Raw genomic sequence first — 24,268 nt, forward strand, 5'->3', positions numbered from 1 at the left:
CCATCGGCCTCAATCGTCCTCTTCGGAAGAGGAGGAACCGTCCGGTTCCTCCCACTCCCTGTCCGCCAGCCATTGCTCAAGCCTCTCCCGGGAAATCCCCAGCGCCGAATCCCCGCCTGTGCGGTCAAGCCAGGCACGGACCCGTTGCAGACAGTCTGTCGACAATGACCGGTAATGTCCCGACAAGCGGGTACCGGCAAGCAACTCGTCATGGAGGCCATCAAACGCCTGCGCAGGAATGTCCCTGATCGGATTGCCCGTCAGTTTCAGCGTGTGCAAACGTTCTGCCTGTAACACCCCCGCCGGCCACTCCTTGAGATTGTTGCCGTTCAAGTGCAGTCGTTCGAGCCAGGGCGCAATTGTTCCATTGAATTCCTGGAGCCGATTGTGGTTCAGCTCCAGCAACTCCAACCCCTCCAAAGCCTCGGCATTGAAAGCCCTGAAACGGTTGTAGTTCAGACTCAGGCGCTTGAGGTGTTCCAGCGTGCCCAACCGTTGAGCGACTGCGTTCGCGTCATGCAAGCGATTGGCGGACAGGTCCAGTTGCTCGAGTCGCACCATATCGCCGACGGCTTCAGGCAGGGTTTCCAGCGCATTGGCGGCCAGATCCAGGGTTTCCACCTGCTTGAATGACGCGAGGAAGTCCTTGACGCCCTGCTCGCTCAACTCCAGCCCCCGGAGATTCAGGCCCGCCACATGGGAAAAGGTTTCCGGCAGCCCCGGCAATGCCCCCACGCCAAGAGTCCCCTCCAGATCCAGCACATAATCGGTTCCAGCGGCCTCACCCGGCAAGCCCAGCCGCCAGCATTCCATTATTTTTCGCGCCGCCTCTGCCCGGCCTTCCGACGAAATGCGCGGGTGCCTGAAACGCTGTTCGGCACTGCGCCGCACGAAGATCCAGCCATTCAAGTGCCGTGTCAGCGCTTCGAATCGCTGACTCCAGTCATTGATACGGGCATTGACCTGCGCGTCGGAGGCACCGGCGCGCAGATATTCAACCACTTCAACGGCGTCCTGTTCCGACAGGTCGGGAATCACCCGCTGCAAACGGCTGACAAAGGAAGCAAGACTCTCGTCGGCAAGCGGAGCCGGTGGCAGCGGCAACAACCGCGACGCCACGCGTGACCCCGTCTCAAGAGGCATTCGATAGGGTTCAGGGATAGGTTCGCGGGCAAACCTTGCCAACGCACCTTCCGGCAGCCCCAGCGCAGACTCGACCCGGTACTGCGCGGCGTGCAAGTGACCTTGTGCTTGCGGCGTCAAGGGGGCGCCGGTGAGATTCATGTTGATCAACAGTTCATCGCGGGTCAGGACTTGCGGCGCCAGACTGGTAATCCGGGTGTTGCGCAGATCCAGCCAGCGCAACGCCTGAAGGTTCTCGGCTCCCCGTGGCCATTGCCGCAACAGCGTACCGCTGAGGTTCAGCACCTCCAGGTCCGGCATGCTCGAGACATCCAGCCGATACAGCGGATTGCCGGAAAGATCGAGATCGATCAGTTTCGCGCGGGTGTCCGACGGAATCGGGTTGGTGGTCAGCGCGCACTCACTGAGATCGAGATGGCGAACCTCGGGAAAAGCACGAAGGAACCCGCGAACCTGTGCAACTTCCGAGCGACGTGATTGCAGGCGCAGGGTTTTCACGTGGGGGAAACGCGCCAACACAGGCGGCAGCGGGTCGTCGCAGACCCATTCAAGGTGACTGTAACCGGGGTTGTCTGCGGCCAGAGGCGCATAACGCCAGCAGTGTTTCAATTGGCGCACGGCTCTCACACGTTCTTCGAGGCGAGGCCCGGCAGCGGCCCAGTGATCGAGCGTTGATTCAAGGCGCTCCCACTCGCGCGCACGGTCGTACAGGCCCTGCATGATCTGCGCATCACTTTGCCCTTCTCTCATTGCCTTGAGGATCACGCCGTTGGCCTGTCGGAAATCCAGGTTCGGATAGAGATCAAGTAACCGCACGACCAGAGCGGTATTGACGCCCGAACGTCCCACTGCGCCCTCGCCGCTGGCGAAATACCCCACTCGACGATCTTCGAGACGCGCCGGTGGTTTGTACGCCCGTACGCCCTGGCCTGATGCCGCCACGGATGAGCGAACCTGTTCAGGGTGCGCGGTGGCGTAATCGACGATCGTGCGTTGCAGCCTGGCGCTGTTCTCAACTCCGGAAAGCCTCAGAGCCTGTCTGGCCTCTTGTGGCAATGTGCGGACGAGGGAGGGAAAAAACGTATCAAGCCGACCGGCCGATGCCTGCCCGTCGCCGCCAAATGCCTGATACAACGGCCCCTGCCTGACCAGAACAACCCGGCTGGTCGCCGATTCGCTGCCAATCGCCTCGAGTAGCGTTCCGTGGATGTGCAAGTCGCGAAGCTCCAGGCGCACATCGCCCGGCCAGCCCGGCAGTTTTTCGAGCAACCGCAAGGCCAGACGCCCGCTGTCGATCAAAGGATGCTCCTGATACAAACCGGCATAGGCGCGGCTCGCCCGCCCCTGCCGTACGTGCCAGCGAGCCTCCTCCAGCAAGCCGCGAGGCACCGGTTTCGAAGTTTGCAAAACTGCCAGCGAATCGGCATCCCCATGGGCCAGAACTTCCCGGGCGGCGTGGTCGCCGAGCCCCGGACATGCGTGTTGCAGTCTGGTAATCCGTACATCCGGTGCGGCAGTGCCACGAGGCGCTTCGAACAATTGCAGCGCATCGGCCAGTTCAGGTGGCGGCGGCAGATTATCCAGGTGCATTTTGCGCAGTGTGTTGTCGCTGACACCGCCGATGTCGGCGATGGCCAGCAACTGCTCGTCGGAGAGCACGTGAGTGCTGTGTCCGATACGACGCAGCAACGTCAATCGATCCCAGGACAACGGACGCTCCAGGGTATGGCGCCAGGCGCCCAAGCCGTTGTGACTCAGCACCGGCTGGTACGCCTGGGGGTCGGCGGGATGCCGGATACGCCAGCGCTTGAGAGACTTGTCCCAGGTTTTCTCGAAAGCCCTGCCCTGTATCCGGATCCAGGTTTTTTCCGGCGTAACGAATTGTCCCAGGGCATTGGGCCCGCCTTGAGGAAGCCGTGCATCGGGACTTTCATAGGCGGTCAGATCCGGATGCCACAACCGGGTTTCGCCGCTGGCCGATGTTACTGGCTGCAGCTGCTCGATCACCGGCACGGCTTTTGCCGCTCTGATGCGGGCCAGAGCTTTACCGGCGCCGGCGAGCGCACCGAACTGCGCCAGGTTTTCCGCCACATCGATCAAGTGCGCCATGGCAGCCTTGCGATCCCCTTCGCTCCACTCGATGACACCTTCGATGGACTCTTCCAGCAACTGACCGACCATGACGGACATCATGATTTCGCCCAGTACGGGCACAAACCCCGCCGCCGTGGTGAGCACCAGCATGCCGATGTTCAGCAATGCCGCGAGTTTTTCTTTGCGCACCTTCGCATCGACATCAGCCGTGGGCACGGCGTGACTGCTGGCATCGGCAATGATCCGCGCGCGGTGTCGATCGAAGAGGTAGTTCCACAGGTCGACGTTTTCCGACGTGGGATCATCGCCCTCGCGGGGAATGACGTACGGCGCCAGATAGGGGTCGTCTTCCGGCACTTGTCGCTGCACAAAGGGTGGCCACTCATGGATGAATGTGAAGCCAACGAAAGGGTTGAAGGTGGTGAGACCCTCCAGAAAAACACGCCCGGCCATCGAGGTATCCGGCGCATCGCGAGTGAACCGACTGAAGTAATCCCCGCGGTCGGCATACGCCACGAACCGGCTGAAAAACTGCTGATACGCTGTCGGTGTTGCCTGCCCGGTCGAATCGCTATCGCGCTCAGTGAAGCGTTTTTTGAACATGTCCCACACTTGTGCATGCGTATAGCGTTTCAGCGGATGCCGGGGATCATGGGGGATATAGAGAATCAACTGATCGGTATAGCGATCATCTTCACTGATCGAAAAACACACGCAACCGGTCATCCGATGCTTCATCAGGCTCAGTTCGTGAAACCAGACCTTTTGGCGACCCAGCCGCGGGTCGCGGTTCCCATTGATGACCGACAGAATCATCGAGTAGTCCGCAGGCTCGATGTCTTTGCATAACAGTGCCTGTTCTGCCGCAGCTCGCAGATCGGCCCGGGCGGCATCGATGAAATGCTCGCGCAACGCCGACTGTACCTGCGCCTCTGCTGGGTGGAAAAAACGCTTGAGGTAAACCTGATACTTCGCCCCGATGTCCAGCGAGCGACATAACGCCATGAATCGAGTGACGGTCATCGGCGTTGTCAGGGGCAGCAGCTCTCCGGGCTTCCACAACTCGACGAGAAAACCGGATGAACGATGGAATGCATCAGGCTCACACTCCGAGGCTTCGAAGTTATGCAACGCCGCCTGCAGCAGCGGCAGCTTGAGAACCTCGAAAACACCCACCTCAACCGAAAACACCCCTGCTTTCACAGCCTTGTTCAGACGCAGGTAGATCGTTTTGACATCCATTTCGATGCCGTACTCTTCCTTCAGTGCTTCGGTCAGCAAAGGCTCGGCAAAAGTGTCGATGTCTTGCAGGGATGACAGGTGTCTGTCCAGCCGGGACTGGGCCACGAAGCTTGCGGTAAAGCTGTCGTTCAGGGTTCGTCGCTGCTGCGGCGAGGCTTGCCGATACCCGCGAGGCAGTGCTGCGCTGGCGTTTTTGAGTTGTGCACGGCGCTGCGCCGTAGCATCCGTCAGCCAATCGGGAACGGCCTGTTCAAGGAACGGACTGTGGATGCTCTGTGAAGCCGCGGGTGTCAAATCCGCAGTCGGAAACGTTGGCATGGTGCCTCTCCTGTAAGGTGAGGCATCAGCACACCATTTCGGTGGCCCCCGTCCGTGGTAGATAGTTATGTCGGTGCCCACCAGGCGTTACCAACGATTTCTCACGCCGCCAGCCAATTGACTATGCTCAACAGGCACACTTTGAGACGAGGGATGTATGGACGATCCAGTCGACAACAAGCCACCGACCTTCTGGCAGATGCTGCACAGCGTCATGGCTGCGGCGTTCGGGGTGCAGAGCGGCAAGAACCGGGCAAGGGATTTCACCCACGGCAAGCCCAGCCATTTCATCTTTTTGGGCATTGCGTTCACGGCGGTGTTCGCCCTGACGCTGTTCGGCATTGTGCAACTGGTGGTGCACCTGGCGGGCGCCTGATCCGCTCAGCGCATCAGTGTCTGCAGATTGAACGGATAGCGATACGAAACCGGACGGCCTTTCGCGGACAATTTGCGAAAGTGCACGCCGTAGTCCGGAGTGGCGCCCATGGCCAGCATTCGGCGGGCATACTCTCTGTCGATCAATTGCAGCAACGGAATCTGCCGGTCACGACCACCATACTGGTTCAGGTCGACGCCCCGGGCGTGATCATGCAGTTCGACCAGTGCCCAGCCACCGAGCGTGAAATGCCCGCCGAGCAATGCACTCAGACGGCCGTCGACCATGGCCTGCAAGGCTTCGGGCGAAGTGTTGACCGCGCTGAACAACACGTCCTTGCCCGGCTCTTTTCCGACCTCGGACACGGCGCGCATCGCACCGAAGGCCATTTCATCGTTGGCCGCCCACACCAATGACACGTCGGGATATCTGACCAACAACTGCTTCGCCTGCTCGTAGGCACGTTGCTGCGTCCAGCCGCCGTAGACCAGTTGCCGCAAACGCACCTGGGGATGCTCGGCCAGCGCACGCTGCATGCCTTTTTCCCGCAGTTGCGCCGCCGGTGTGATCTTCAGGCCCGAAAACGCCAGCAGATCAATGCTTTTACCGGGCGCCACAGGAGGATGCAGGCGAATCAGTTCCTTCATCATCAGGTAGCCGCCCTCCTCGTCGTTGGGTACCAGGCTGCCGACGCGATCCGCGCGATCCGCCACCAGGGCCTGCTGGTTGGGCGTCAGTGCCGAGTTGACGATAAAGAGCTTCACGCCGCTGTCACTGGCCATGCGCAGGATCTGCGGCGCAACGTACTGCTCGTTGACGAATACCAGATAGTCCGGGCGGTCGCCCCCCTGCAGGGCCAGTCGCGCCTGTGCCAGGGTCACTTCAGGCTGGCGCTGGGCGTAAAGGATACGCAGGTCAATCCCCAGATCCCGGGCGGCGGCCTGCATGAATTGCGAGTAACTGACCCAGAACGCTTCCTGGGTCGATCCCGGGTTCAAAAACAGCACGGACTCCGCCCGCGCGCAGGTTGCGAAAACCGCGCCGAACAGCAGCAGACTGATGTGAAGAAACTTGAACATGAAGCATCCGGGCCCAGGGAAAAATCGCCGCGCATTATAGCCACCGATCCACCGGCGATTGACGCTGGATTCCGCCTTTTGTCCGACAATCGTCGGAACCGGGCCCGGATCTGTCGCTTACTGATGACTGACCCAGAAAACAGCTGTTCCAACAACCAGAATGATCAGGAACAGAATGGCCCACGCATCGACACTGCTATCGCTTTTCCTTGCCTTGGTCGGATTGCTCATTGCATCGCCTCTTGTCGGTTTTATCGGTGATTGCATAAAGACTCGACCACAGTTAAGACGATGATTGTCCGCACGACAAATGTGGGTTAGTTGAAAGCGATTCTCGTTAGGCGATTTGGTTCTTTCCATATACTCAAACATCACTTTTGCGCATAACTGCAAACGGGTATATTGCCCCGGCTCCATTAGGGAGTGCGCGGCCGTGCGCGCGTAATTGCAGAGGCATCATCGGACTCCAGCAAGCGAAAACGCAGCGTTTTCCGAGTAGCCCAAAGCCTGAGAACAGGACTTATATGTACGTATACGACGAGTACGATCAGCGGATCATCGAGGACCGCGTAAAGCAGTTCCGTGATCAGACCCGACGCTATCTGGCAGGTGAGCTGAGCGAAGAAGAATTCCGCCCCCTGCGCCTGCAAAATGGCCTGTACATCCAGCGTTTCGCGCCGATGTTGCGCGTGGCGGTGCCTTACGGCCAGCTGACCTCGCGTCAGATGCGCATGATGGCAAAAATCGCCCGCGACTATGACAAGGGCTACGCCCACATCAGTACCCGCCAGAACGTGCAGTTCAACTGGCCGGCGCTGGAAGACATCCCGGACATTCTCGCCGAGCTGGCCACCGTGCAGATGCACGCGATCCAGACCAGCGGCAACTGCTTGCGCAACGTCACCACCGACCAGTTCGCCGGTGTCGCGTTCGATGAGCTGATCGACCCGCGTCCGTGGTGCGAAATCGTTCGTCAGTGGACGACCTTCCACCCGGAATTCGCTTACTTGCCGCGCAAGTTCAAGATCGCCGTCAACGGTTCGACTTCCGACCGTGCGGCCATCGAAGTCCACGACATCGGCCTTGAGCCGGTCCACAACGCCGCTGGCGAACTCGGTTTCCGCGTGCTGGTCGGCGGTGGTCTGGGTCGTACCCCGGTGGTCGGCGCCTTCATCAACGAATTCCTGCCATGGCAGGACCTGTTGAGCTACCTCGACGCGATCCTGCGGGTCTACAACCGCTACGGCCGTCGCGACAACAAATACAAGGCGCGGATCAAGATCCTCGTCAAGGCGCTGACGCCGGAAGTCTTCGCCCAGAAAGTCGATGCCGAGATGGAACACCTGCGCGGCGGCCAGACCACGCTGACCGAAGCCGAAGTGCATCGCGTCGCCAAACACTTCGTCGACCCGGACTACAAGGCACTGAGCAGCCAGGACGCCGAACTCGCCGCCCTCGACAAAGAGCATCCGGGCTTCGCCCGCTGGCGCACCCGCAACACCCTGGCGCACAAGAAGCCAGGTTATGTGGCCGTGACCCTGTCCCTGAAGCCGACCGGCGTTGCGCCGGGCGACATCACCGACAAGCAGCTCGACGCCGTCGCCGACCTGGCCGACCGCTACAGCTTCGGTCAACTGCGCACCTCTCACGAGCAGAACATCATTCTGGCCGACGTCGAGCAGAGCCAGCTGTTCACCCTGTGGGGCGAACTGCGTGAGGGTGGCTTCGCCACGCCGAACATCGGCCTGCTGACCGACATCATCTGCTGCCCTGGGGGTGATTTCTGCTCCCTGGCCAACGCCAAGTCGATCCCGATCGCAGAATCGATCCAGCGCCGTTTCGACGACCTGGACTACCTGTTCGACATCGGTGAACTGGACCTGAACATCTCCGGCTGCATGAACGCCTGCGGTCACCACCACGTCGGCCATATCGGCATTCTGGGTGTGGACAAGAAAGGTGAGGAGTTCTATCAGGTCTCCCTCGGTGGCAGCGCCAGCCGTGACGCCAGCCTGGGCAAGATCCTCGGCCCGTCCTTCGCCCAGGACGACATGCCGGACGTGATCTCCAAACTGATCGACGTGTACGTGGAACAGCGCACCGAAGACGAGCGTTTCATCGACACCTACCAGCGTATTGGCATCGACCTCTTCAAGGAACGCGTCTATGCAGCGAATCATTAAGAACAACGAGGTCGTCGACGAGACCTGGCACCTGCTGCCCAAGGATTTCAACATCGACGAAATCAGCAACTGCGACGACCTGATCGTCCCGCTGCAGCTGTGGCGTGAACACGCCCGCATGCTCAAGGCCCGCGATGGCGGTCTGGGTGTGTGGCTGGACGCCGACGAAGAAGCCGAGGAAATCGGTGACGACGTGGATCAGTTCCAGGTGATTGCCCTGAACTTCCCGGCCTTCACCGACGGTCGCAACTACTCCAACGCCCGCCTGCTGCGTGACCGTTACGGTTTCAAAGGCGAATTGCGGGCGATTGGCGACGTACTGCGCGATCAGCTGTTCTATATGCGCCGTTGCGGTTTCGATGCCTTCGCCCTGCGCGCGGACAAAGACCCGTACGACGCCCTGGAAAGCCTCAAGGACTTCTCGGTGACCTATCAGGCCGCCACTGACGAACCGCTGCCGCTGTTCCGTCGCCGTTGACCGTGTACCCGAGCCTGCATTCGCGGGCTCGGGTATTGCTGCTTATCCCTGCGTTTTTACCAATTCGTTCGATTCCGGCGTGACCGGCAAGCTCAGACCCGGATGCCTCGCCAGCGCCGCAATGGTCAACTGTTTACGCAGCTCCAGGCTTTCATTTCTGAAGTTGTCTAAAATCGTCGTCATTTGTTGACTGGCGGCTTCACGAGACAGTCCGACTTGCGCTTCCAGTCGCGCAAACGCTTGAGCGCTGCGATCGAACACACCGGTAAATGCGTCCTGACGCGTCGTCAGCAAATACTCGTTCCAGAATTCCTGGCTGTTGACCCACTCAGAGAGTTGCGTCGTCTGCTCGGCCCTGACGACCTCCAGATACGCGTGATCGATCTGCGCATCGGTCACCTCGACATCCAGTGGCATATTCAGCTCCGTGGGTTGTGCAGGCAACGCCAGTCGCTGCGCCAGTCGTACCCGGTAAACAAGGCTGATGTCCAGCGCCTGACGCTGGGTGAAGGTGCCTGCGCGGGAACGCCGCGCACTATCGATCAACGCCTGTTTTTCCACCTGCTGCAGACGAAACAGCCCGCGCAACAGGCGAACCAGATCGCCTTCCAGAGTCTGCGTGCCGGTGCGGGCCGCTGCCGCTGCCCGATAACACAGAACTCTGACTTCCAGATCGCTGAACAGTCCAGCAACGTTGGGCGCACTGAGCCAGCCTGCGCGGGCCATGCGAAACAGCGCACGACGTAACGAGTCGTCCTCGCAGGCAGCCTCCAGTACATTCCACACACGCTGGCCCAGCTGTTCGCGGGTTCGGGCAAAATCGGAGGTTTCACGCAGTTGCATGAGCACTTCAAAAAAATCCCGAGAGTCCGGATCAGCCGACAGTGACAACAGTACTTGCTTCGCCCGCTCAACCTCCACCGTCGGCAAGCCATTTAGCCACGCGGTCCCTTCCCGACCTCCGGCCAACCGCGCGGCGCAGGCGTACTCGGTGGTGATAACGCCCAGACTGATACCTTGTGACTGCTGGTACGCCGCGATGGCTTGCAAACTCTCTGTCGACAGCGGATTGCCGTCGATGGCGGTACCCCGGTTCAGTACAGCGCGAGAGTTGAACACTGACGGCGGGATATCGACGATCTGGTTGTTGCGCAGATCGAGTGTTTCCAGATGCGCAAGCGCATCGGTTGCGGGCCATTCGCTAATGCCGGTGTTGCGCAGGTTCAGGTGACGCAGATTGCGCAGCGCCCTGATATCCGGAGTGCGCCCCAGGAGCGGGTTGAAACCCATATCCAGCGTACGCAGGTGCTGCTTGCTGGCCAGCTCCACAATCGTCTGCCCGGTAAGCCGGATGCGGTTGTTGCTCAAGTCCAGCCCCGTCAGCCCCGGCATGTCCCCGATCGCGAGAGGGATGCGTGTCAGTCCGTTCCCCGAAAGATTCAGCACCCGCAATCCGGGAAAGTTGTGCAGAAACCTGTTCAAACCTGCACTGGCGCCCACGCCGCTCATTTCCAGCGCGGTGATGTGGGCAAAGTCACCGATAAGGGTCGGCATCTCCCCTAACGGCACCGGATCGAGCGTCAGACTGTAGGTCGGATGCCCCGAATGCGACGCGTCTCGGGTTTCCTTGCGCCACGCGCGCAAAATGGCTTGCATTGCCCGGGCTTTGCTGTGGACTGGCACCTTGAGCCTGGGCCCTTCTTCATCCTGATAGTACGTATTGCGATGAGTCCAGCGCTCCAGGGTTTCCACCATCGTTCGGTATTGCTCGTGCAACCGCTCAAGCGATCTGATGGCCAGTACTTCATCGGTGCCCAGTGAGGTCACGAAACGTTTGATCTGTGCGGTTGATTGGCTCGGGTACAACTCCTGCGCCCGACGCACGAGCGTGGGCGCGGGGGAAATGCCAGGAGAATGGCTTGAAGGTGCCGATTGCTCGACAGTGACCTGTTCGATCCGGGGATCTGCCAGCCCCATGGGTGAACGATAACTCGATCGCACCGGTGTAATTTCCAGCACCCTGGCGAAGGCTTCGCGCCGCTGCAGCGCCAATGCAGTGATTTTCTGTCGCAAGCCCGTGCCGTCAACTTGCGCGTCAACGCCGATGGCCTTGCGACTGTGGGTTGGAAGGCTTTCCCACAGCGCCTGGAAAAAATTCGCCCGGGTGCGTGCCGGATGACTGGACACGTTATTGTTACCCGGATCCTGGACCTGATAGCGCTCGGCATAGGCTTCGACAAGCACTTTGTGTGGGGCATCGCTCGGGCCAATGACGGCCCGCTGATCGGCGTACACTCCCCAATCCAGAATTTCGACAAATACATCATCAGGCCAGCCCGGCAAGTGCCTCAGGGTATCGAGCACCAGCATGTCTGCATCGCGCCCGCTGGCGGCGTCCAGGTATAACCCCTCGTACGCGCGGTTTAGTCGCTGCACCTGCTGATAGCGCCTGGCCTCCTCGGCCAGACGCAACGGTACGGTGTCGGATCCAAGCTGCGCCCACTCACGCGCATCGGCATGTTGCACCAGTTCGTCGGCAACACTGGCTGAAAGCCCTGGAAACGCCTTGATGATCGTCTCGCCTGCGGAAAGCTCGCAGACATCGGTTCGCCGGAACAACCGCTCCAACATCGCCATGCGCATCCGCGGCGCCAGCCCGGCAATATGTTTACCCAATAACGCTATCTGGTTTTTCGACTCCACAGTGGCCGAACCCAGCAAGTGTGTGCGCTCACTGTCGTTGAGTGCCGCAAGAAGAGGCGTATAAAACTGACCGTTGCGCAGTGCATCCTCACTGATGCTCACCTGGCGTTCAGTCTTGTCTGCGCCATAGCGGGCCACTTCGTTACCAGTAATGTCCTTCACAAGGATGCCCATATCCCGTGGCCAGCGACCTGCCGATGTCAGCGAATAAAGTTGCAGATCGGCATCCGCCAATGAAGCAGACGCGGGCGTGTCAATTTGCGCCATGAACTCACTGACGTCGGAATCTGCACGAAACCGTCTGACCGAGTCTGTGAGCATCGCCATTGGCTTGCTGCGTTGGACAAATAACTTGCGCATGGCCGCCTGGCTGACTCCGCTGGCAGCAATGACTTGCAGGGCACGGATGTCCGAAATCCTTTCCTCGCGAAAACCCAGACGACGGAACAGAGTCAATGAACTCCACTCATGGGGCAGCTCGGAGTCATGACGCCAGGCGCCAGCTCCATTGGTCTCAAGCAACGGTGAATAACGCCCGGGCAAGTGCGGGTCATGGACCTCCCACAAACTGGTGCCGGTCACCGGACGCACCGCATACGCGTCGGGACCCAGTGGCAAATAGCGGTTGTCTGCACGCCATACCAGCCCTTGCGCATCCGCAGCAAAACTACGCGGCAATGACTCGCGCTGACGGTAAGCCTTCATGTCCGGATTCCACAGGCGATAAGACATTGGGCCGACCTGAACGCGCCGAAGTCCCTGGATGAAACTCGACGAACGCACGACTTTGTAGGCTTTGCCGACAGCAAGACCGCCTGCGGCAAAACCCGCCATGAGGACCAGGTTTTCAAGCGTATCGAACAGACAATCGGTGGCATGTTCCTGGTCACCGTGGGCCCAACTGTCGATGCCTTCGTAGATCTGACCGAGCAACTGGATCCCGGCGACGGCACAAATGACCTCACCGAGAACCGGCACGAAGGACGCAAAGAACAACAGCGTATTCAGCCCGATGGCTTTATAGGAGTCCTGCCTGGCAAGGCGGGTTTTCTCATCTTCATCATCCGTCGGCACCGCCAGCAGGCGAGTATCGGCCCGAACCTGCTCCGCGCGGTGCTGGAACATCGCGAGAAACAGGTTATCTCTTGCGTCCCCCTGGAGATCGACCCCAGTCAGCGGAAGAAAGGTCGCGGAAAAGGGGAACTGGTTCGGTCGGGCTTTCAACAGACGTACGTCGAGTCCCGTGAGGAAAACCGAGCGATCCTTCATCGGGATGAAGCGCATGAAAAAACTGCGAAACTGCGAGTTGCGTAAACGCCCGCTCAACTCGAGCTCGAACTTCTGGAAACTGGGGTACTCCTTGAGAGGATGATCGGGATCGCCAGGCATATAGATGACACAACGGTAATCGTCATCCGCATGTTCGCTGACCGGACCGATGAACATCGGGCCTTTGAGCTGTACTCCGAGCATTTCAAGGCTTTGATAACCCAGGGTGTTCTTGCCCAGCTTGATTGCAGGATTCGAGTTCCTCACCGATCCAAGCATCTGGTGAACATCGGAACTGATATGCCCGCGCATATAAGCGATGTGCCGTTCGACATCAAACTGATCCCTGGAATATGCAATAGCGGACTCCTGCAAACTTGCGATTTGACTGTCGCCGCCGAAGAACCCCTCAATATGTTTCTGGTATTGCTTGCCCAGATCCAGATACCGGCAAAGTCTGGCAAATTCGTGAGGCTGTATCGACAATACCTTATTGTTCCGTCCGGTTATTCGCTCCGGGATGTACAGCAAGGAACTCTCGTGATACGTGCTGGCCAGGGTTTCCGACAATTCGAAATTCTCGCAAGCCGCGGTCAACAAGTCGCGATTGATGGGCAGCACCAGTTTTCTATACAGCCCCAAGAGGCTCGACGCAGAGCGGACATGCTGAAATATCGCCCCTTCGACCTCAAACGGTTCGCCCAGTTTCTCAGCCATGGCCTTGGCCAGCAGTGGCGTGCAAAAACTCTGAGGGGATTTCAGTGCGCGCAATTGTTCCCGCGCGGCCTGACGGGATTTGAAACTTTTCTTGAAACTTTCATAGAGATCGTTTCGAGCAGTTTCCGAAGACTCAAGCAACCAGTTGGGGATCTGCTTTTTATACAGGTCAAAAAAAACGCCCTGTTGAGCGGGCGTCATGACAGGCGTATTCGAATTACTTTTTTTAACATCCATGTTTAGCAACTTTATTTCTGAGAAGAGCGCTCAGAGTAAAGTTTCAGCTTCTTTCAATACAGCGCAATTAATTGATGAATCAACCGGCAAAACAACAATAGGCAACTATAAAATAACTATGTACCGCACTTTCTTCCGCTGAAAATGCAGCACGCCCGCGAGCCTGACAGCTCACGAGCGTGCGAAGTCTTTACCAGAAGCGTTGCTGAGTCAGACGGCTCCACCAGCTCAGCAACACGCGATCCACCGAACCGCTGGCCGCCATGCCGATGCGTTCCTGCAGGCTTTTACGCTCGGCGTAGTGCAGGTGATAGACCTCGGACTGTTTGGCACGCTCGGCCAGGTATTCGTCGCTGGTCTTGAGTTCGTCCACCAGTTGCTTGTCCAGCGCCGCGATACCGAGCCAGACTTCGCCGGTGGCGACCTCGTCGATCGCCAGTTGCGGCCGGTAGCGGGCAACGAAGTTCTTGAACAGCTGATGGGTGATGTCCAGGTCTTCCTGGAATTTCTCCCGGCCCTTCTCGGTGTTTTCGCCAAACACGGTCAGCGTGCGTTTATATTCGCCGGCAGTCAGCACTTCGAAATCGATATCATGTTTTTTCAGCAGGCGGTTGACGTTGGGCAACTGCGCCACGACACCGATGGAGCCGAGGATGGCGAACGGCGCGCTGATGATCTTCTCGCCGATGCACGCCATCATGTAGCCACCACTGGCCGCGACCTTGTCGATGCACACGGTCAACGGCACGCCGGCTTCACGGACCCGCGCCAGTTGCGACGAGGCCAGGCCGTAGCTGTGCACCATGCCGCCGCCACTTTCCAGACGCAGGACCACTTCGTCCTTCGGCGTGGCCAGGGTCAGCAGCGCGGTGATCTCGTGGCGCAGGCTTTCGGTGGCCGAGGCCTTGATGTCACCGTCGAAGTCCAGCACAAACACCCGAGGCTTGGCGTCAGGTTTCTTCTTCTGTTTTTTCTCGGCCTTGGCCTCGCCCTTGCGCAAGGCCTTGAGCTGATCCTTGTCGAGCAGGGTCTGCTCCAGCCGCTCACGCAGGCCTTTATAGAAATCGTTGAGCTTGCTGACCTGCAACTGGCCCGCGGATTTGCGCCGGCCCTTGCTGCGCAACGCAGCAAAACTCGCCAGCACCACCAGAATGGCGATGACCAGCGTCACGGTCTTGGCCAGGAAACTGGCGTATTCAGTGAAAAACTCCACAGTGACTCCTTCAAGCGATGCGCGGTCGTGAAACACACGCGGGAATTGGCTCCAGCATACCCATGCACCGGCCCGTCGGCCAGCCGTGAAACCTCTGGCAACAAGGCTGGAACGAGCATTTCAAACAAGCGTATGTTTTTTCATTGACAGCTCACCGTCATCCCCATAACCTCGCCACAACCTTCAACGTACCGGGATGACGCGGACGTGGGCAGCATCTACTTGATTCGACATGGCCAGGCCTCCTTCGGTGCAGACGACTATGACGTCCTGTCGCCGACCGGTGTACGCCAGGCAGAAATCCTCGGCCGCCACCTTGCCGAACTCGGAATCAGCTTCGACCGCTGCCTGTCGGGCGACCTGCGCCGCCAGCAACACACGGCCAACAGCGCGCTGGAACAGTTCGCCGCCGTCGGTTTGCCGGTACCAACGCTGGAAATCGATTCGGCCTTCAACGAATTCGACGCCGACGCCGTGATCCGCGCCCTGCTCCCGGCCATGTTGCCCGACGAGCCCGAAGCCCTGGAGATCCTGCGCAACGCCGCGCAAAACCGTGGCGAGTTCCAGCGCATCTTCGCCCTGATCATCGAACGCTGGCTCGCTGGCACCTACGACACTCCAGGCCTGGAAAGCTGGCTGGGTTTCGTCGAGCGGGTACAGGCCGGGTTGCACCGAATTCTCGAACAGGCCGACAACACCCAGAAAATCGCGGTGTTCACCTCCGGTGGCACGATCACCGCCCTGCTCCACCTCATCACTCAAATGCCTGCCCGGCAGGCCTTTGAGCTGAACTGGCAAATCGTCAACACCTCGCTCAACCAGCTGAAGTTTCGCGGTCGCGAGGTGACTCTGGCTTCCTTCAACAGTCATGCACACCTGCAACTGCTGAAGGCCCCGGAACTCATCACGTTTCGCTGAGTCCGGATTACTGTGACCCTGCTGCAATCAACCAAAAAGGATCGAACCATGACCTCCGTAGCTGATGCCGTAAAAGCAATGCAAGCCAAGTTCAACCCAGCCGCCGCTGCCGGTCTGGATCTGATCTTCGGTTTCAACATCACTGACGAAGACAAGCACTACGCCCTGATCGTCAAAGACGGCACTTGCGACATCCAGGAAGGCGAAAATGCCGACGCCAACTGCACGCTGGTGCTGGACAGCGAAACCCTGAAAGGTATCGTCAGCGGCGAAACCGACGGCATGCAGGCCTTCATGGGCGGCAAGCTGCGCGTTGAAGGCGACATGATGCTGTCGATGAAACTGTCCGAGCTGTTCCCGGCGTAAACGTCCGGACGCAATCCACGAATCCCGCCTTCCTGGCGGGATTCGTGCTTCTTGAGAGCGTAACCATCAACGCGTTGAACCAGACACTCTTTCCAGCTCTCGCTGCACGTCTCGAAACGCGATGCCCGCTTCACTCTCCTGCGCCAGATGCTCGGCCACCGGCCCCGTCAGCAACCTTTTGTCGTTGACATCCCAGTCAATCGTGATGACAAACGTGTCACCCCCAATGGTTACAAACAGCCAATACGAGTCCACCGGTCTGTCCGGTTGGGAAAATGCACTGTAGGCATAACGGATCTGACGACGAAGATCCGGCGTATCGAGAACCAGCTCCTCTGTATTCACCTTCGGATAACGCTCCTCCATCGCAACCAGCACTTTGGTCAGGAACTCGTCATTCGAAATGCCCTTCAATGGATCAGGGCTGTTGCGCAGCATGGTGACAGGACTCTGTGCGGAAGGCGTACCCATCAAACGCGGTCGATACATTCCCGAGCTGAACCATCGTGTCGCGTCGAAACGCGCTTCTTCAGGGCTCCAGTCGCCGTAATACATCATTACCCTGGCGGACATTCGATCTTCCTTGCTGTAATAAAAAAATGCCGTCGTGATGAACACCGCCAGCAGGATGAACAGGAAGCTGTTCTTTCTCGATAAACGCAGCATTCTCAAGCAGGTCTGTATTCAAGAAGATGGGCTGGTACGCCGGTGGGAGTATCCCCGGACCGGACATCACGATGTGCACCCAACGCATCCAGCGGATAACCCACCGTTTTTTCGTGAAAACTCCGGCTGTCCTCATGTGCTACCAATTTGCGCTCCTCATCAGTAACCGTTGGAAGGGGTTTCTGCGGGGCCTTTTCATCTGGAAGCTCAGCCGTCGGGTCCTTCTCTGCCTTACGGTGTTCTGCGAGTTTTCTTTGATACTCGATATTCTTGCTGGTGTAGCGTTCCATTGCCTCCCTGTCGGAAACCATACGCTGACGCGTGCCGGGCACCGATTGCCGCTCCGCGTTGGTGCCATAGGTCGTGTCGTAATTACTGCGACGCGGAAACGCCATGACGGTTGTGCGGGTGGCATTGGCCATGGTCTGCGCGAGACTCAGTTCATAATGAGGGTCTTCGCCCTCGAGCACCCAACGCTCGGCGTTGATGCCCAGCCCGGTGCGACAGGCATAAGAGTGAATCCTTGCACCGTATGCAAACGCTTCCGGCTTGAACATTTTTGCCTGGGCATCGCGCAATCGGTAACTCTCCCGTTTATCGAGCTCGTATCCCAGCTCGATTGCTCCCACTACGCCATGGGAGAAGAAATCCAGCTGTTTGATTTCTCTGCCGCGGCGTTGCCGGACAAAGATGAAATCCACCAGGCCGGATATTGAATCCAGTTCCCGGTATTGAGCACCATGGTCGCGCTCGACCACCAGCTTCAACGCCGCCAGCAGGTTTTCCGGGTAGTCATCCTTGAAGATCAGAAAGACCCGCTGTTTCGAAAAACCTGGCGTGCCTTCGGGATACTTCGTCAGTTGGCGGATGCCTTGATTGATGAAGCGCATTTTATTGCCCTTCTGCCCGCGCCAGTTTTCTACGGTCGACATGTAGGAAGCCCCCACCACCGTCACATAGTCCTGTGCCAGCGTTCCCGTGACCTGAGTCGTCGCATGCTGATCAGTGGTCTGGGCCTGTTTCTTCTTTGGTGCAGCCACGCGTCAGCCTCCTTGATAGTCGATGCCCAGGGCATCCAGATGGGCGGCCGCTTCCTTGCCCCACTGAACAACAATGGACGTCGGATCGGCAGTGAATACCCGCGCGGCATTGCCATGGCTGTCGGTATGACCGACGAGGCGCTGTCCATCGCCGGTTTCGATGCAATAGAGCATGTCGGGAATTGCTTCGCCGGTGGTTTCGTCCACCAGCTGGAAGCGTTCGCTGTGCTTTGGCACGGTGACAATCGGGCTGAAAGGCGCGGAACCGACCTGCGTGCCGACAAAAACGTCACCGGAGCCGGTGATGATCATTCCACCGTGGGCAGTGGCACTGCCGAGAAAGGCGATAGGCTTGCCATTGATCAGGATGTTGCCGATGCCCTCGGTGACCGAGTCGCCGCAAGCGGTGCTATCACCGACTCGCAACACGGGCATGCCATTGATGTTCACATCGGGTGAACCACTGGTGCTGGGGTTGGTACCGTGCCCGGTGATCGGGCAGGCATTGAGATCGCTGAGGCGCGCGGCAGGTTTTGCCATCATCTACATCCTTGTATGAGCGGTGCCAGGAAATTTACCGGATATGCCCTGCCGGTGAAAGGCTGGCCTCCTGCCTGCCCGTCTCTGCCGTGACCGGTGTCACAAACGATGCTGCCAGCAACTCCCGCGTATAGGGATGGCTCGCCGAGTGAAACAACGCTGCGGTCTCCCCGCGCTCCAGCACCTCTCCGTCCTTCATCACGATCAAGTCATGGGCCAGCGCCCGCACCACCGCCAGGTCATGACTGATGAACAGATAAGTCAGCCCGTGCTCCTCTTGCAACCGGCGCAACAGCGCGACGATCTGTTTCTGCACCGTGCGATCCAGCGCCGAGGTCGGCTCATCCAGCAGGATCAGATCCGGCTTGAGCACCAGCGCCCGGGCAATCGCGATGCGTTGTCGTTGCCCACCGGAAAACTCGTGGGGATAACGATGGCGAGTCTCGGGATCGAGCCCGACTTCCTTCAATACATCAATGACTGCCTGCTCGCGCGCCTGCACATTCAGGTCACTGTGCACCTGCAAACCTTCGGCAATGATCTGCTCCACGCACAAACGCGGGCTGAGGCTGCCGAACGGATCCTGAAATACCACTTGCAGGCGTTTGCGCAACGGACGCAATTGTTTGCCGCTGAGCTGCTCAAGCGCCTCACTCTTGAAGCGGATGCTACCGTCGGCGTCGATCAGGCGCAGGATCGCCTGACCCAGTGTGGATTTACCCGAGCCCGACTCACCGACAATGCCCAGAGTTTTGCCCCGTTGCAGGTTCAGATCGATGCCATTGACCGCATGCAGATACGACTTGGCCCGCAGCCATCCGCCGCCCAGCGGAAAACGCACATGCAGATCGCGAACCTCAAGCAAATCCTCCGCTGCATCCCTACACAGCGCCGCACCGCCGGGTTCGGCGTTGAGCAATTCGATGCTGTAGGGATGCTGCGGCGCGCGGAACAGTTGCTCGCAGCTTGCATGTTCGACGATCTCGCCCGCGCGCATCACCGCCACCCGCTGGGCGATGGTGCGCACCAGATTCAAGTCGTGACTGATGATCAGCAGTGCCATGCCCAGCCGCTGTTGCAGTTCCTTGAGCAGCAACAGAATCCTGCGCTGCACCGTGACGTCGAGGGCCGTGGTCGGCTCATCGGCGATCAGCAACTGCGGTTCGCACGCCAGTGCCATGGCGATCATCACCCGTTGCCGCTGCCCGCCGGAGAGCTGATGCGGATACGCCTTCAGCCGCTCGCGCGGTCGTTGAATACCGACCAGTTCCAACAGCTCCAGAATCCGTTTGCGCGCCGCCGCGCCCGCCAGGCCCTTGTGCAGCGCCAGGCTTTCGCCGAGTTGCCGCTCGATGCTGTGCAACGGGTTTAGAGAACTCATCGGCTCCTGAAAAATCATCGCGATGCGGTTGCCGCGCAGTTGCCGCAGATAGCGCTCGTGTACACCCAGCAACTCTTCGCCGCCGTAGCGGATGCTGCCGTCAATCTGCGTGATGGTAGGGTCCAACAGTTGCAGGATGCTGTGGGCCGTCACCGACTTGCCGGAACCCGACTCGCCCACCAGCGCCAGACATTCCCCCGGGCAGATATCGAGGTCGATGCCATGCACCACTTCCTGCCCTTTGAACGCCACCCGCAGGTCGCGTATTTCGATCAGATGTTCACGCATATCAAGTCCTGGGGTCGAAGGCATCACGGCAGGCTTCGCCGATGAATACGAGTAGTGAAAGAATCAGCGCCAGGGCAAAAAAAGCCGTCAGCCCCAGCCACGGTGCTTGCAGATTGTTCTTGCCCTGACCGATCAGCTCGCCCAGCGAAGCACTGCCGGCGGGCATGCCGAAGCCGAGAAAATCCAGCGCCGACAACGTCGCAATCGCCCCGGTCAGAATGAACGGCAGGTACGTCAACGTTGCACTCATGGCATTGGGCAGAATGTGCCGCACGATCACCTGCGCATCGCCGACACCCAGCGCCCGCGCCGCTTTCACATACTCAAGCCCCCGGCTGCGCAGGAACTCGGCGCGCACCACATCCACCAGACTCAGCCAGGAAAACAGCGCCATGATCCCCAGCAACCACCAGAAATTCGGCTCGACGAAGCCCGACAGAATGATCAACAGATAAAGCACCGGCAGCCCCGACCACACTTCCAGCAAACGCTGCCCGAGCAAGTCGACCCAGCCGCCGTAATAGCCCTGCAAGGCACCGGCGGCGATGCCGATCAACGCGCTCACCGCCGTCAATGCCAATGCGAACAACAGCGATACCCGCGTGCCGAATATCACCCGCGCCAGCACATCCCGCGCCTGATCGTCGGTGCCCAGCCAGTTTTCAGCGGTGGGCGGGCTCGGGGCCGGTTCGGTGAGGTCGTAGTTGGCCGTATCGAATCCGAACGGGATCGGCGCAAACCACATCCGCCCGCCCAGCCCCTCGATCAGTTCACGCACCTGGACGCTGCGGTAGTCGGGCTGGAACGGCAGCTCGCCGCCGAAGTCCTGCTCGGTGTAGCGCTTGAACGCCGGGAAATACCACTCGCCCTGATACGTCACCAGCAACGGTTTGTCGTTGGCGACCAGTTCGCCGCCCAGGCTCAGGCCGAACAGCGCGAGAAACAGCCACAACGACCACCAGCCGCGTCGATGGGCCTTGAACCGCGCCCAACGGCGCTGTCCGATGGGAGAAAGCGTCGGCATCAGGCAGTCCTCGCGGTGAAATCGATGCGCGGATCGACCAGCGTGTAGCACAGGTCGCCCAACAGTTTTATCAAGAGCCCGAACAGGGTGAAGATGAACAGCGAACCGAACACCACCGGGTAATCCCGCGACACCGCCGCTTCGTAACTCAGGCGGCCGAGACCGTCGAGGGAGAAGATCACTTCGATCAGTAACGAACCGCCGAAGAACACCGTGACCAATGCCTGAGGCAATCCGGCCACCACCAGCAGCATCGCGTTGCGAAACACATGCCCGTATAACACCTGTCGTTCACTCAGGCCCTTGGCCCGGGCCGTGACCACGTACAACCGCGAGATCTCGTTGAGGAAGCTGTTCTTGGTCAGGATCGTCAGCGTTGCAAACCCGCCGATCACCAGCGCGCTGACCGGCAACACCAGATGCCAGAAGTAGTCAGCGACCTTGCCCCACAGCGACAGCTCGGCAAAGTTGTCCGAGACCAGCCCGCGCACCGGAAACCAGTCCAGCGCCGTACCGCCGGCGAACACCACGATCAGCAACAGCGCAAACAGAAAGCCGGGCATCGCGTAGCCGATGATGATCGCCGCGCTGCTCCAGACATCGAACGCCGAACCGTTGTGCACGGCCTTGCGGATGCCCAGCGGAATCGACACCAGATAGGTGATCAGCGTCGCCCACAAACCTAGCGACAAGGTCACCGGCAGCTTCTGCCAGATCAGCTCGGTCACCGACGCCCCCCGGAAAAAACTCTTGCCGAAGTCCAGTTGCGCGTAGCTCTTGAGCATCAGCCACAAGCGCTCGCCGGCGCTTTTGTCGAAGCCGTACTGGCGCTCGATCTCGGCCACCAGCTTCGGGTCCAGGCCACGGGTCGCGCGGGACTCGCCGCCAATGCTCTCGACATGACTGGCCCCCACCGCCGCACCGACACCAATCCCCTGCAAGCGGGCGATGGCCTGTTCGACCGGGCCACCGGGCGCGGCCTGCACGATCACGAAGTTCACCAGCAGAATCGCCAGCAAGGTCGGCACGATCAGCAGCAGACGCCGCAGGCTATAACCCCACATGGGCGTACTCCTTTTGCTGTTGCTGCATCTGCGTCGAGGTCAGCGCGGTCGGACTGATTTCCCACCAGGTATCGAGGCCGGCGTCGTACAGCGGCGCAATTGCCGGGCGACCGAAGCGGTTCCACCAGACCGTGGAAATCCCCGGCGGGTAATAGTTGGGAATCCAGTAGTAGCCCCATTGCAACACCCGATCCAGCGCATGAGCATGGCGCAGAAGACTCTCGCGATTGTCGGCCTGGACCACGCCTTCGAGCAGCGCATCCACCGCCGGGTCGCGCAACACCATGTAGTTGTTGGAGCCAGGATCGTCGGCACCGTCGGAGCCGAAATAGTTGAACAGCTCGCGCCCCGGCGCCTGACTCACCGGGTAACCGACGACGATCATGTCGTAGTCGCGGCTGCGCACGCGGTTGGTGTATTGCGCGGTGTCGACCTGACGAATATCGAAGCCGATGCCGATCTGCGCCAGGTTGCGCTTGAACGGCAGCAGCAGACGCTCGAAGCCCTTCTGGCCGTTGAGAAAAGTGAATTGCAACGGCTCCCCGGCGGCATTCATCAATTGATCGCCACGGGGTTTCCAACCAGCAGCCTCCAGCAATTTCAGCGCCTGCAACTGCTGCGCGCGGATGTTGCCGCTACCGTCGGTGCGCGGCGCCTCGAACACCTGGCTGAAGACTTCATCGGGAATCCTGCCGCGCCATGGTTCGAGGATTTTCAGTTCTTCGGCATCCGGCAGTTCGGTGGCCGACAACGCGCTGTGGGAAAAGAAGCTGCGCTGGCGCAGGTACATGCTGCGCATCATCTGCCGGTTGCTCCATTCGAAATCCCAGAGCATGGCGATCGCCTGCCGCACCCTACGATCCTGAAACATCGGCTTCTGCAGATTGAACACAAACCCCTGGGCACCTTGCGCGGCGCCGGGTGCGAGGTGTTCGCGCAGCAACTTGCCCTGCTCCAGCGCCGCGCCGGCGTAACCGATGGTGTAACTGGTGGCGGAGAACTCGCGGTTGTAATCGAAACCGCCGGCCTTGAGCACTTGTCGCGACACGTCGGTGTCGGCGAAAAATTCCACGCTCAACTGATCGAAGTTGTAGAGCCCGCGAGTGATCGGCAGGTCTTTGGCCCACCAGTCCTTGATCCGCTGGAATTTCACGCTGCGTCCGGCGTCCACCGCGCTGACCTTGTACGGTCCGCTGCCCGGCGGAATCTCGAAGCCTGCGCCATCGGCGAAATTGCGCGTGCGCCACCAATGCTCGGGCAGCACTGGCAACGTCGCCAGATCCAGCGGCAAGGTTCGGCTCTCGTTGTTCTTGAACACGAAACGCACCTGGGTCGGCGACTCGACCTGCACCTCGGCGACATCGCGAAACTGCTGGCGATACTTGAGGCTGCCCTGAGTGGTGAACAGCTCGAAGGTGTAGCGCACGTCTCCGGCGGTGATCGGCGTGCCGTCCTCGAACCGGGCCTTGGGGTTCAGATAAAAGCGCAGCCAGCGCCGGTCCGCGCCCAGCTCCATCCGTTGCGCGACCAGACCGTAGACGCTGTAGGGCTCGTCCTTGCTGCGATAGGCCAGCGGCGCATAGAGCCAGCCGTCGATGTCGGCAACGCCGGTGCCTTTGTCGATGTAGGGAATCAGGTGATCGAACGGACCGCTCTCCAGTGAAGAGCGGCGCAAGGTTCCACCCTTGGGCGCGTCGGGGTTGGCGTAGGCCAGGTGCTGGAAGTCCGGGGCGTATTTCGGGGCTTCGCCATAGACCGTGAGGGCATGTTGAGGCGCGGCGAACAGCGCCGGGCTCAGCAACAGACCGACGCTGAACAGAATGACTCTGGAAAACATGGGCAGATCCTTTCACCACGTGCCTGCCTGACTGTGATGTGCAACAGGCCGGGCATTTTTATAGGGCGGGGGTTAGAACGATGTGTTACTAA

16 protein-coding genes are annotated in these 24,268 nt (G+C 59.7%); 5 read left to right on the top strand and 11 right to left on the bottom strand.

Features of this window, described 5'->3' with window-relative positions; genetic code table 11:
* Positions 1 to 9: 9 nt before the first annotated feature.
* Entirely contained in the window at positions 10 to 4,797 is a 4,788-nt protein-coding gene (locus KJY40_RS16315) for a dermonecrotic toxin domain-containing protein (protein WP_230731176.1), read from the bottom strand.
* A 157-nt stretch (positions 4,798 to 4,954) separates the two neighbouring features.
* Here KJY40_RS16315 and KJY40_RS16320 point away from each other — a divergent pair, with 157 nt between their 5' ends.
* Complete coding sequence (locus KJY40_RS16320) at positions 4,955 to 5,173, top strand: DUF2970 domain-containing protein (protein WP_065257810.1); 219 nt, start codon at positions 4,955 to 4,957, stop codon at positions 5,171 to 5,173.
* A gap of 5 nt (positions 5,174 to 5,178) precedes the next feature.
* On the opposite strand, the gene KJY40_RS16325 is transcribed toward KJY40_RS16320, so the two are convergent.
* Positions 5,179 to 6,252 carry an ABC transporter substrate-binding protein gene (locus tag KJY40_RS16325; RefSeq protein WP_230731177.1) on the bottom strand — a complete coding sequence of 358 codons (1,074 nt, stop codon included), beginning with the start codon at positions 6,250 to 6,252 and terminating at the stop codon, positions 5,179 to 5,181.
* Positions 6,253 to 6,776: 524 nt separating this feature from the next.
* On the opposite strand from KJY40_RS16325, the gene KJY40_RS16330 reads away from it, so the two are divergent.
* Entirely contained in the window at positions 6,777 to 8,435 is a 1,659-nt protein-coding gene (locus KJY40_RS16330; RefSeq protein WP_192561252.1) for a nitrite/sulfite reductase, read from the top strand.
* The gene (locus KJY40_RS16335) at positions 8,419 to 8,913 is read left to right on the top strand and encodes a DUF934 domain-containing protein (RefSeq protein WP_085730747.1); all 495 of its coding nucleotides are present in this window, start codon (positions 8,419 to 8,421) and stop codon (positions 8,911 to 8,913) included. The genes KJY40_RS16330 and KJY40_RS16335 overlap by 17 nt, the downstream gene beginning before the upstream one ends.
* A 42-nt stretch (positions 8,914 to 8,955) precedes the next feature.
* On the opposite strand, the gene KJY40_RS16340 is transcribed toward KJY40_RS16335, so the two are convergent.
* Together KJY40_RS16340 and sohB are read right to left on the bottom strand one after the other, a co-directional pair.
* Positions 8,956 to 13,839 (bottom strand): dermonecrotic toxin domain-containing protein, encoded by a 4,884-nt coding sequence (locus tag KJY40_RS16340; protein WP_230731179.1) that lies wholly within the window; start codon positions 13,837 to 13,839, stop codon positions 8,956 to 8,958.
* Positions 13,840 to 14,029: 190 nt separating this feature from the next.
* Positions 14,030 to 15,052 (bottom strand): protease SohB, encoded by a 1,023-nt coding sequence (gene sohB, locus KJY40_RS16345; RefSeq protein ID WP_230731181.1) that lies wholly within the window; start codon positions 15,050 to 15,052, stop codon positions 14,030 to 14,032.
* A 207-nt stretch (positions 15,053 to 15,259) separates the two neighbouring features.
* Between sohB and KJY40_RS16350 the strand changes: the two genes are divergently transcribed.
* Both KJY40_RS16350 and KJY40_RS16355 read left to right on the top strand, forming a co-directional pair.
* The gene (locus KJY40_RS16350) at positions 15,260 to 15,970 is read left to right on the top strand and encodes a histidine phosphatase family protein (protein ID WP_230731191.1); all 711 of its coding nucleotides are present in this window, start codon (positions 15,260 to 15,262) and stop codon (positions 15,968 to 15,970) included.
* Between the two features lie 48 nt (positions 15,971 to 16,018).
* Positions 16,019 to 16,336 carry an SCP2 sterol-binding domain-containing protein gene (locus KJY40_RS16355; RefSeq protein WP_085730743.1) on the top strand — a complete coding sequence of 106 codons (318 nt, stop codon included), beginning with the start codon at positions 16,019 to 16,021 and terminating at the stop codon, positions 16,334 to 16,336.
* A gap of 66 nt (positions 16,337 to 16,402) precedes the next feature.
* Here the strand turns inward: KJY40_RS16355 and KJY40_RS16360 are convergent, their stop codons facing one another.
* Genes KJY40_RS16360 through KJY40_RS16390 form a run of 7 tightly spaced genes read right to left on the bottom strand, consistent with a single transcriptional unit; the run spans position 16,403 to position 24,176 of the window.
* Positions 16,403 to 17,002, bottom strand: a complete 600-nt coding sequence (locus KJY40_RS16360) for a hypothetical protein (protein ID WP_230731193.1) — start codon at positions 17,000 to 17,002, stop codon at positions 16,403 to 16,405.
* Between the two features lie 2 nt (positions 17,003 to 17,004).
* Complete coding sequence (locus KJY40_RS16365) at positions 17,005 to 18,042, bottom strand: hypothetical protein (protein ID WP_230731194.1); 1,038 nt, start codon at positions 18,040 to 18,042, stop codon at positions 17,005 to 17,007.
* Between the two features lie 3 nt (positions 18,043 to 18,045).
* Complete coding sequence (locus KJY40_RS16370) at positions 18,046 to 18,582, bottom strand: PAAR domain-containing protein (RefSeq protein WP_230731195.1); 537 nt, start codon at positions 18,580 to 18,582, stop codon at positions 18,046 to 18,048.
* A 34-nt stretch (positions 18,583 to 18,616) separates the two neighbouring features.
* The gene (locus KJY40_RS16375; RefSeq protein WP_230731196.1) at positions 18,617 to 20,251 is read right to left on the bottom strand and encodes an ABC transporter ATP-binding protein; all 1,635 of its coding nucleotides are present in this window, start codon (positions 20,249 to 20,251) and stop codon (positions 18,617 to 18,619) included.
* Between the two features lies 1 nt (position 20,252).
* On the bottom strand, positions 20,253 to 21,275 hold the full coding sequence (locus KJY40_RS16380; protein WP_230731197.1) for an ABC transporter permease: 1,023 nt from the start codon (positions 21,273 to 21,275) through the stop codon (positions 20,253 to 20,255).
* Positions 21,275 to 22,339, bottom strand: coding sequence for a microcin C ABC transporter permease YejB (locus KJY40_RS16385; RefSeq protein ID WP_085745481.1), 1,065 nt, complete (start codon positions 22,337 to 22,339; stop codon positions 21,275 to 21,277). The genes KJY40_RS16380 and KJY40_RS16385 overlap by 1 nt, the downstream gene beginning before the upstream one ends.
* A complete protein-coding gene (locus tag KJY40_RS16390; RefSeq protein ID WP_230731198.1) occupies positions 22,326 to 24,176 on the bottom strand; it encodes an extracellular solute-binding protein in 1,851 nt (616 codons plus the stop codon). Before KJY40_RS16390 ends, KJY40_RS16385 begins: the two co-directional genes overlap by 14 nt.
* Between the last annotated feature and the right edge of the window lie 92 nt (positions 24,177 to 24,268).

The organism is Pseudomonas fitomaticsae (genome assembly GCF_021018765.1).
In the GTDB taxonomy this organism is placed as follows: domain Bacteria; phylum Pseudomonadota; class Gammaproteobacteria; order Pseudomonadales; family Pseudomonadaceae; genus Aquipseudomonas; species Aquipseudomonas fitomaticsae.

Excerpts from the sequence above, each read along its gene's own strand:
- KJY40_RS16315 (WP_230731176.1), bottom strand. The coding sequence starts at position 4,797 with ATGCCAACGTTTCCGACTGCGGATTTGACACCCGCGGCTTCACAGAGC.
- KJY40_RS16320 (WP_065257810.1), top strand. The coding sequence starts at position 4,955 with ATGGACGATCCAGTCGACAACAAGCCACCGACCTTCTGGCAGATGCTG.
- KJY40_RS16325 (WP_230731177.1), bottom strand. The coding sequence starts at position 6,252 with ATGTTCAAGTTTCTTCACATCAGTCTGCTGCTGTTCGGCGCGGTTTTC.
- KJY40_RS16330 (WP_192561252.1), top strand. The coding sequence starts at position 6,777 with ATGTACGTATACGACGAGTACGATCAGCGGATCATCGAGGACCGCGTA.
- KJY40_RS16335 (WP_085730747.1), top strand. The coding sequence starts at position 8,419 with ATGCAGCGAATCATTAAGAACAACGAGGTCGTCGACGAGACCTGGCAC.
- KJY40_RS16340 (WP_230731179.1), bottom strand. The coding sequence starts at position 13,839 with ATGGATGTTAAAAAAAGTAATTCGAATACGCCTGTCATGACGCCCGCT.
- KJY40_RS16355 (WP_085730743.1), top strand. The coding sequence starts at position 16,019 with ATGACCTCCGTAGCTGATGCCGTAAAAGCAATGCAAGCCAAGTTCAAC.
- KJY40_RS16360 (WP_230731193.1), bottom strand. The coding sequence starts at position 17,002 with ATGCTGCGTTTATCGAGAAAGAACAGCTTCCTGTTCATCCTGCTGGCG.
- KJY40_RS16370 (WP_230731195.1), bottom strand. The coding sequence starts at position 18,582 with ATGGCAAAACCTGCCGCGCGCCTCAGCGATCTCAATGCCTGCCCGATC.
- KJY40_RS16375 (WP_230731196.1), bottom strand. The coding sequence starts at position 20,251 with ATGCGTGAACATCTGATCGAAATACGCGACCTGCGGGTGGCGTTCAAA.
- KJY40_RS16380 (WP_230731197.1), bottom strand. The coding sequence starts at position 21,275 with ATGCCGACGCTTTCTCCCATCGGACAGCGCCGTTGGGCGCGGTTCAAG.
- KJY40_RS16385 (WP_085745481.1), bottom strand. The coding sequence starts at position 22,339 with ATGTGGGGTTATAGCCTGCGGCGTCTGCTGCTGATCGTGCCGACCTTG.
- KJY40_RS16390 (WP_230731198.1), bottom strand. The coding sequence starts at position 24,176 with ATGTTTTCCAGAGTCATTCTGTTCAGCGTCGGTCTGTTGCTGAGCCCG.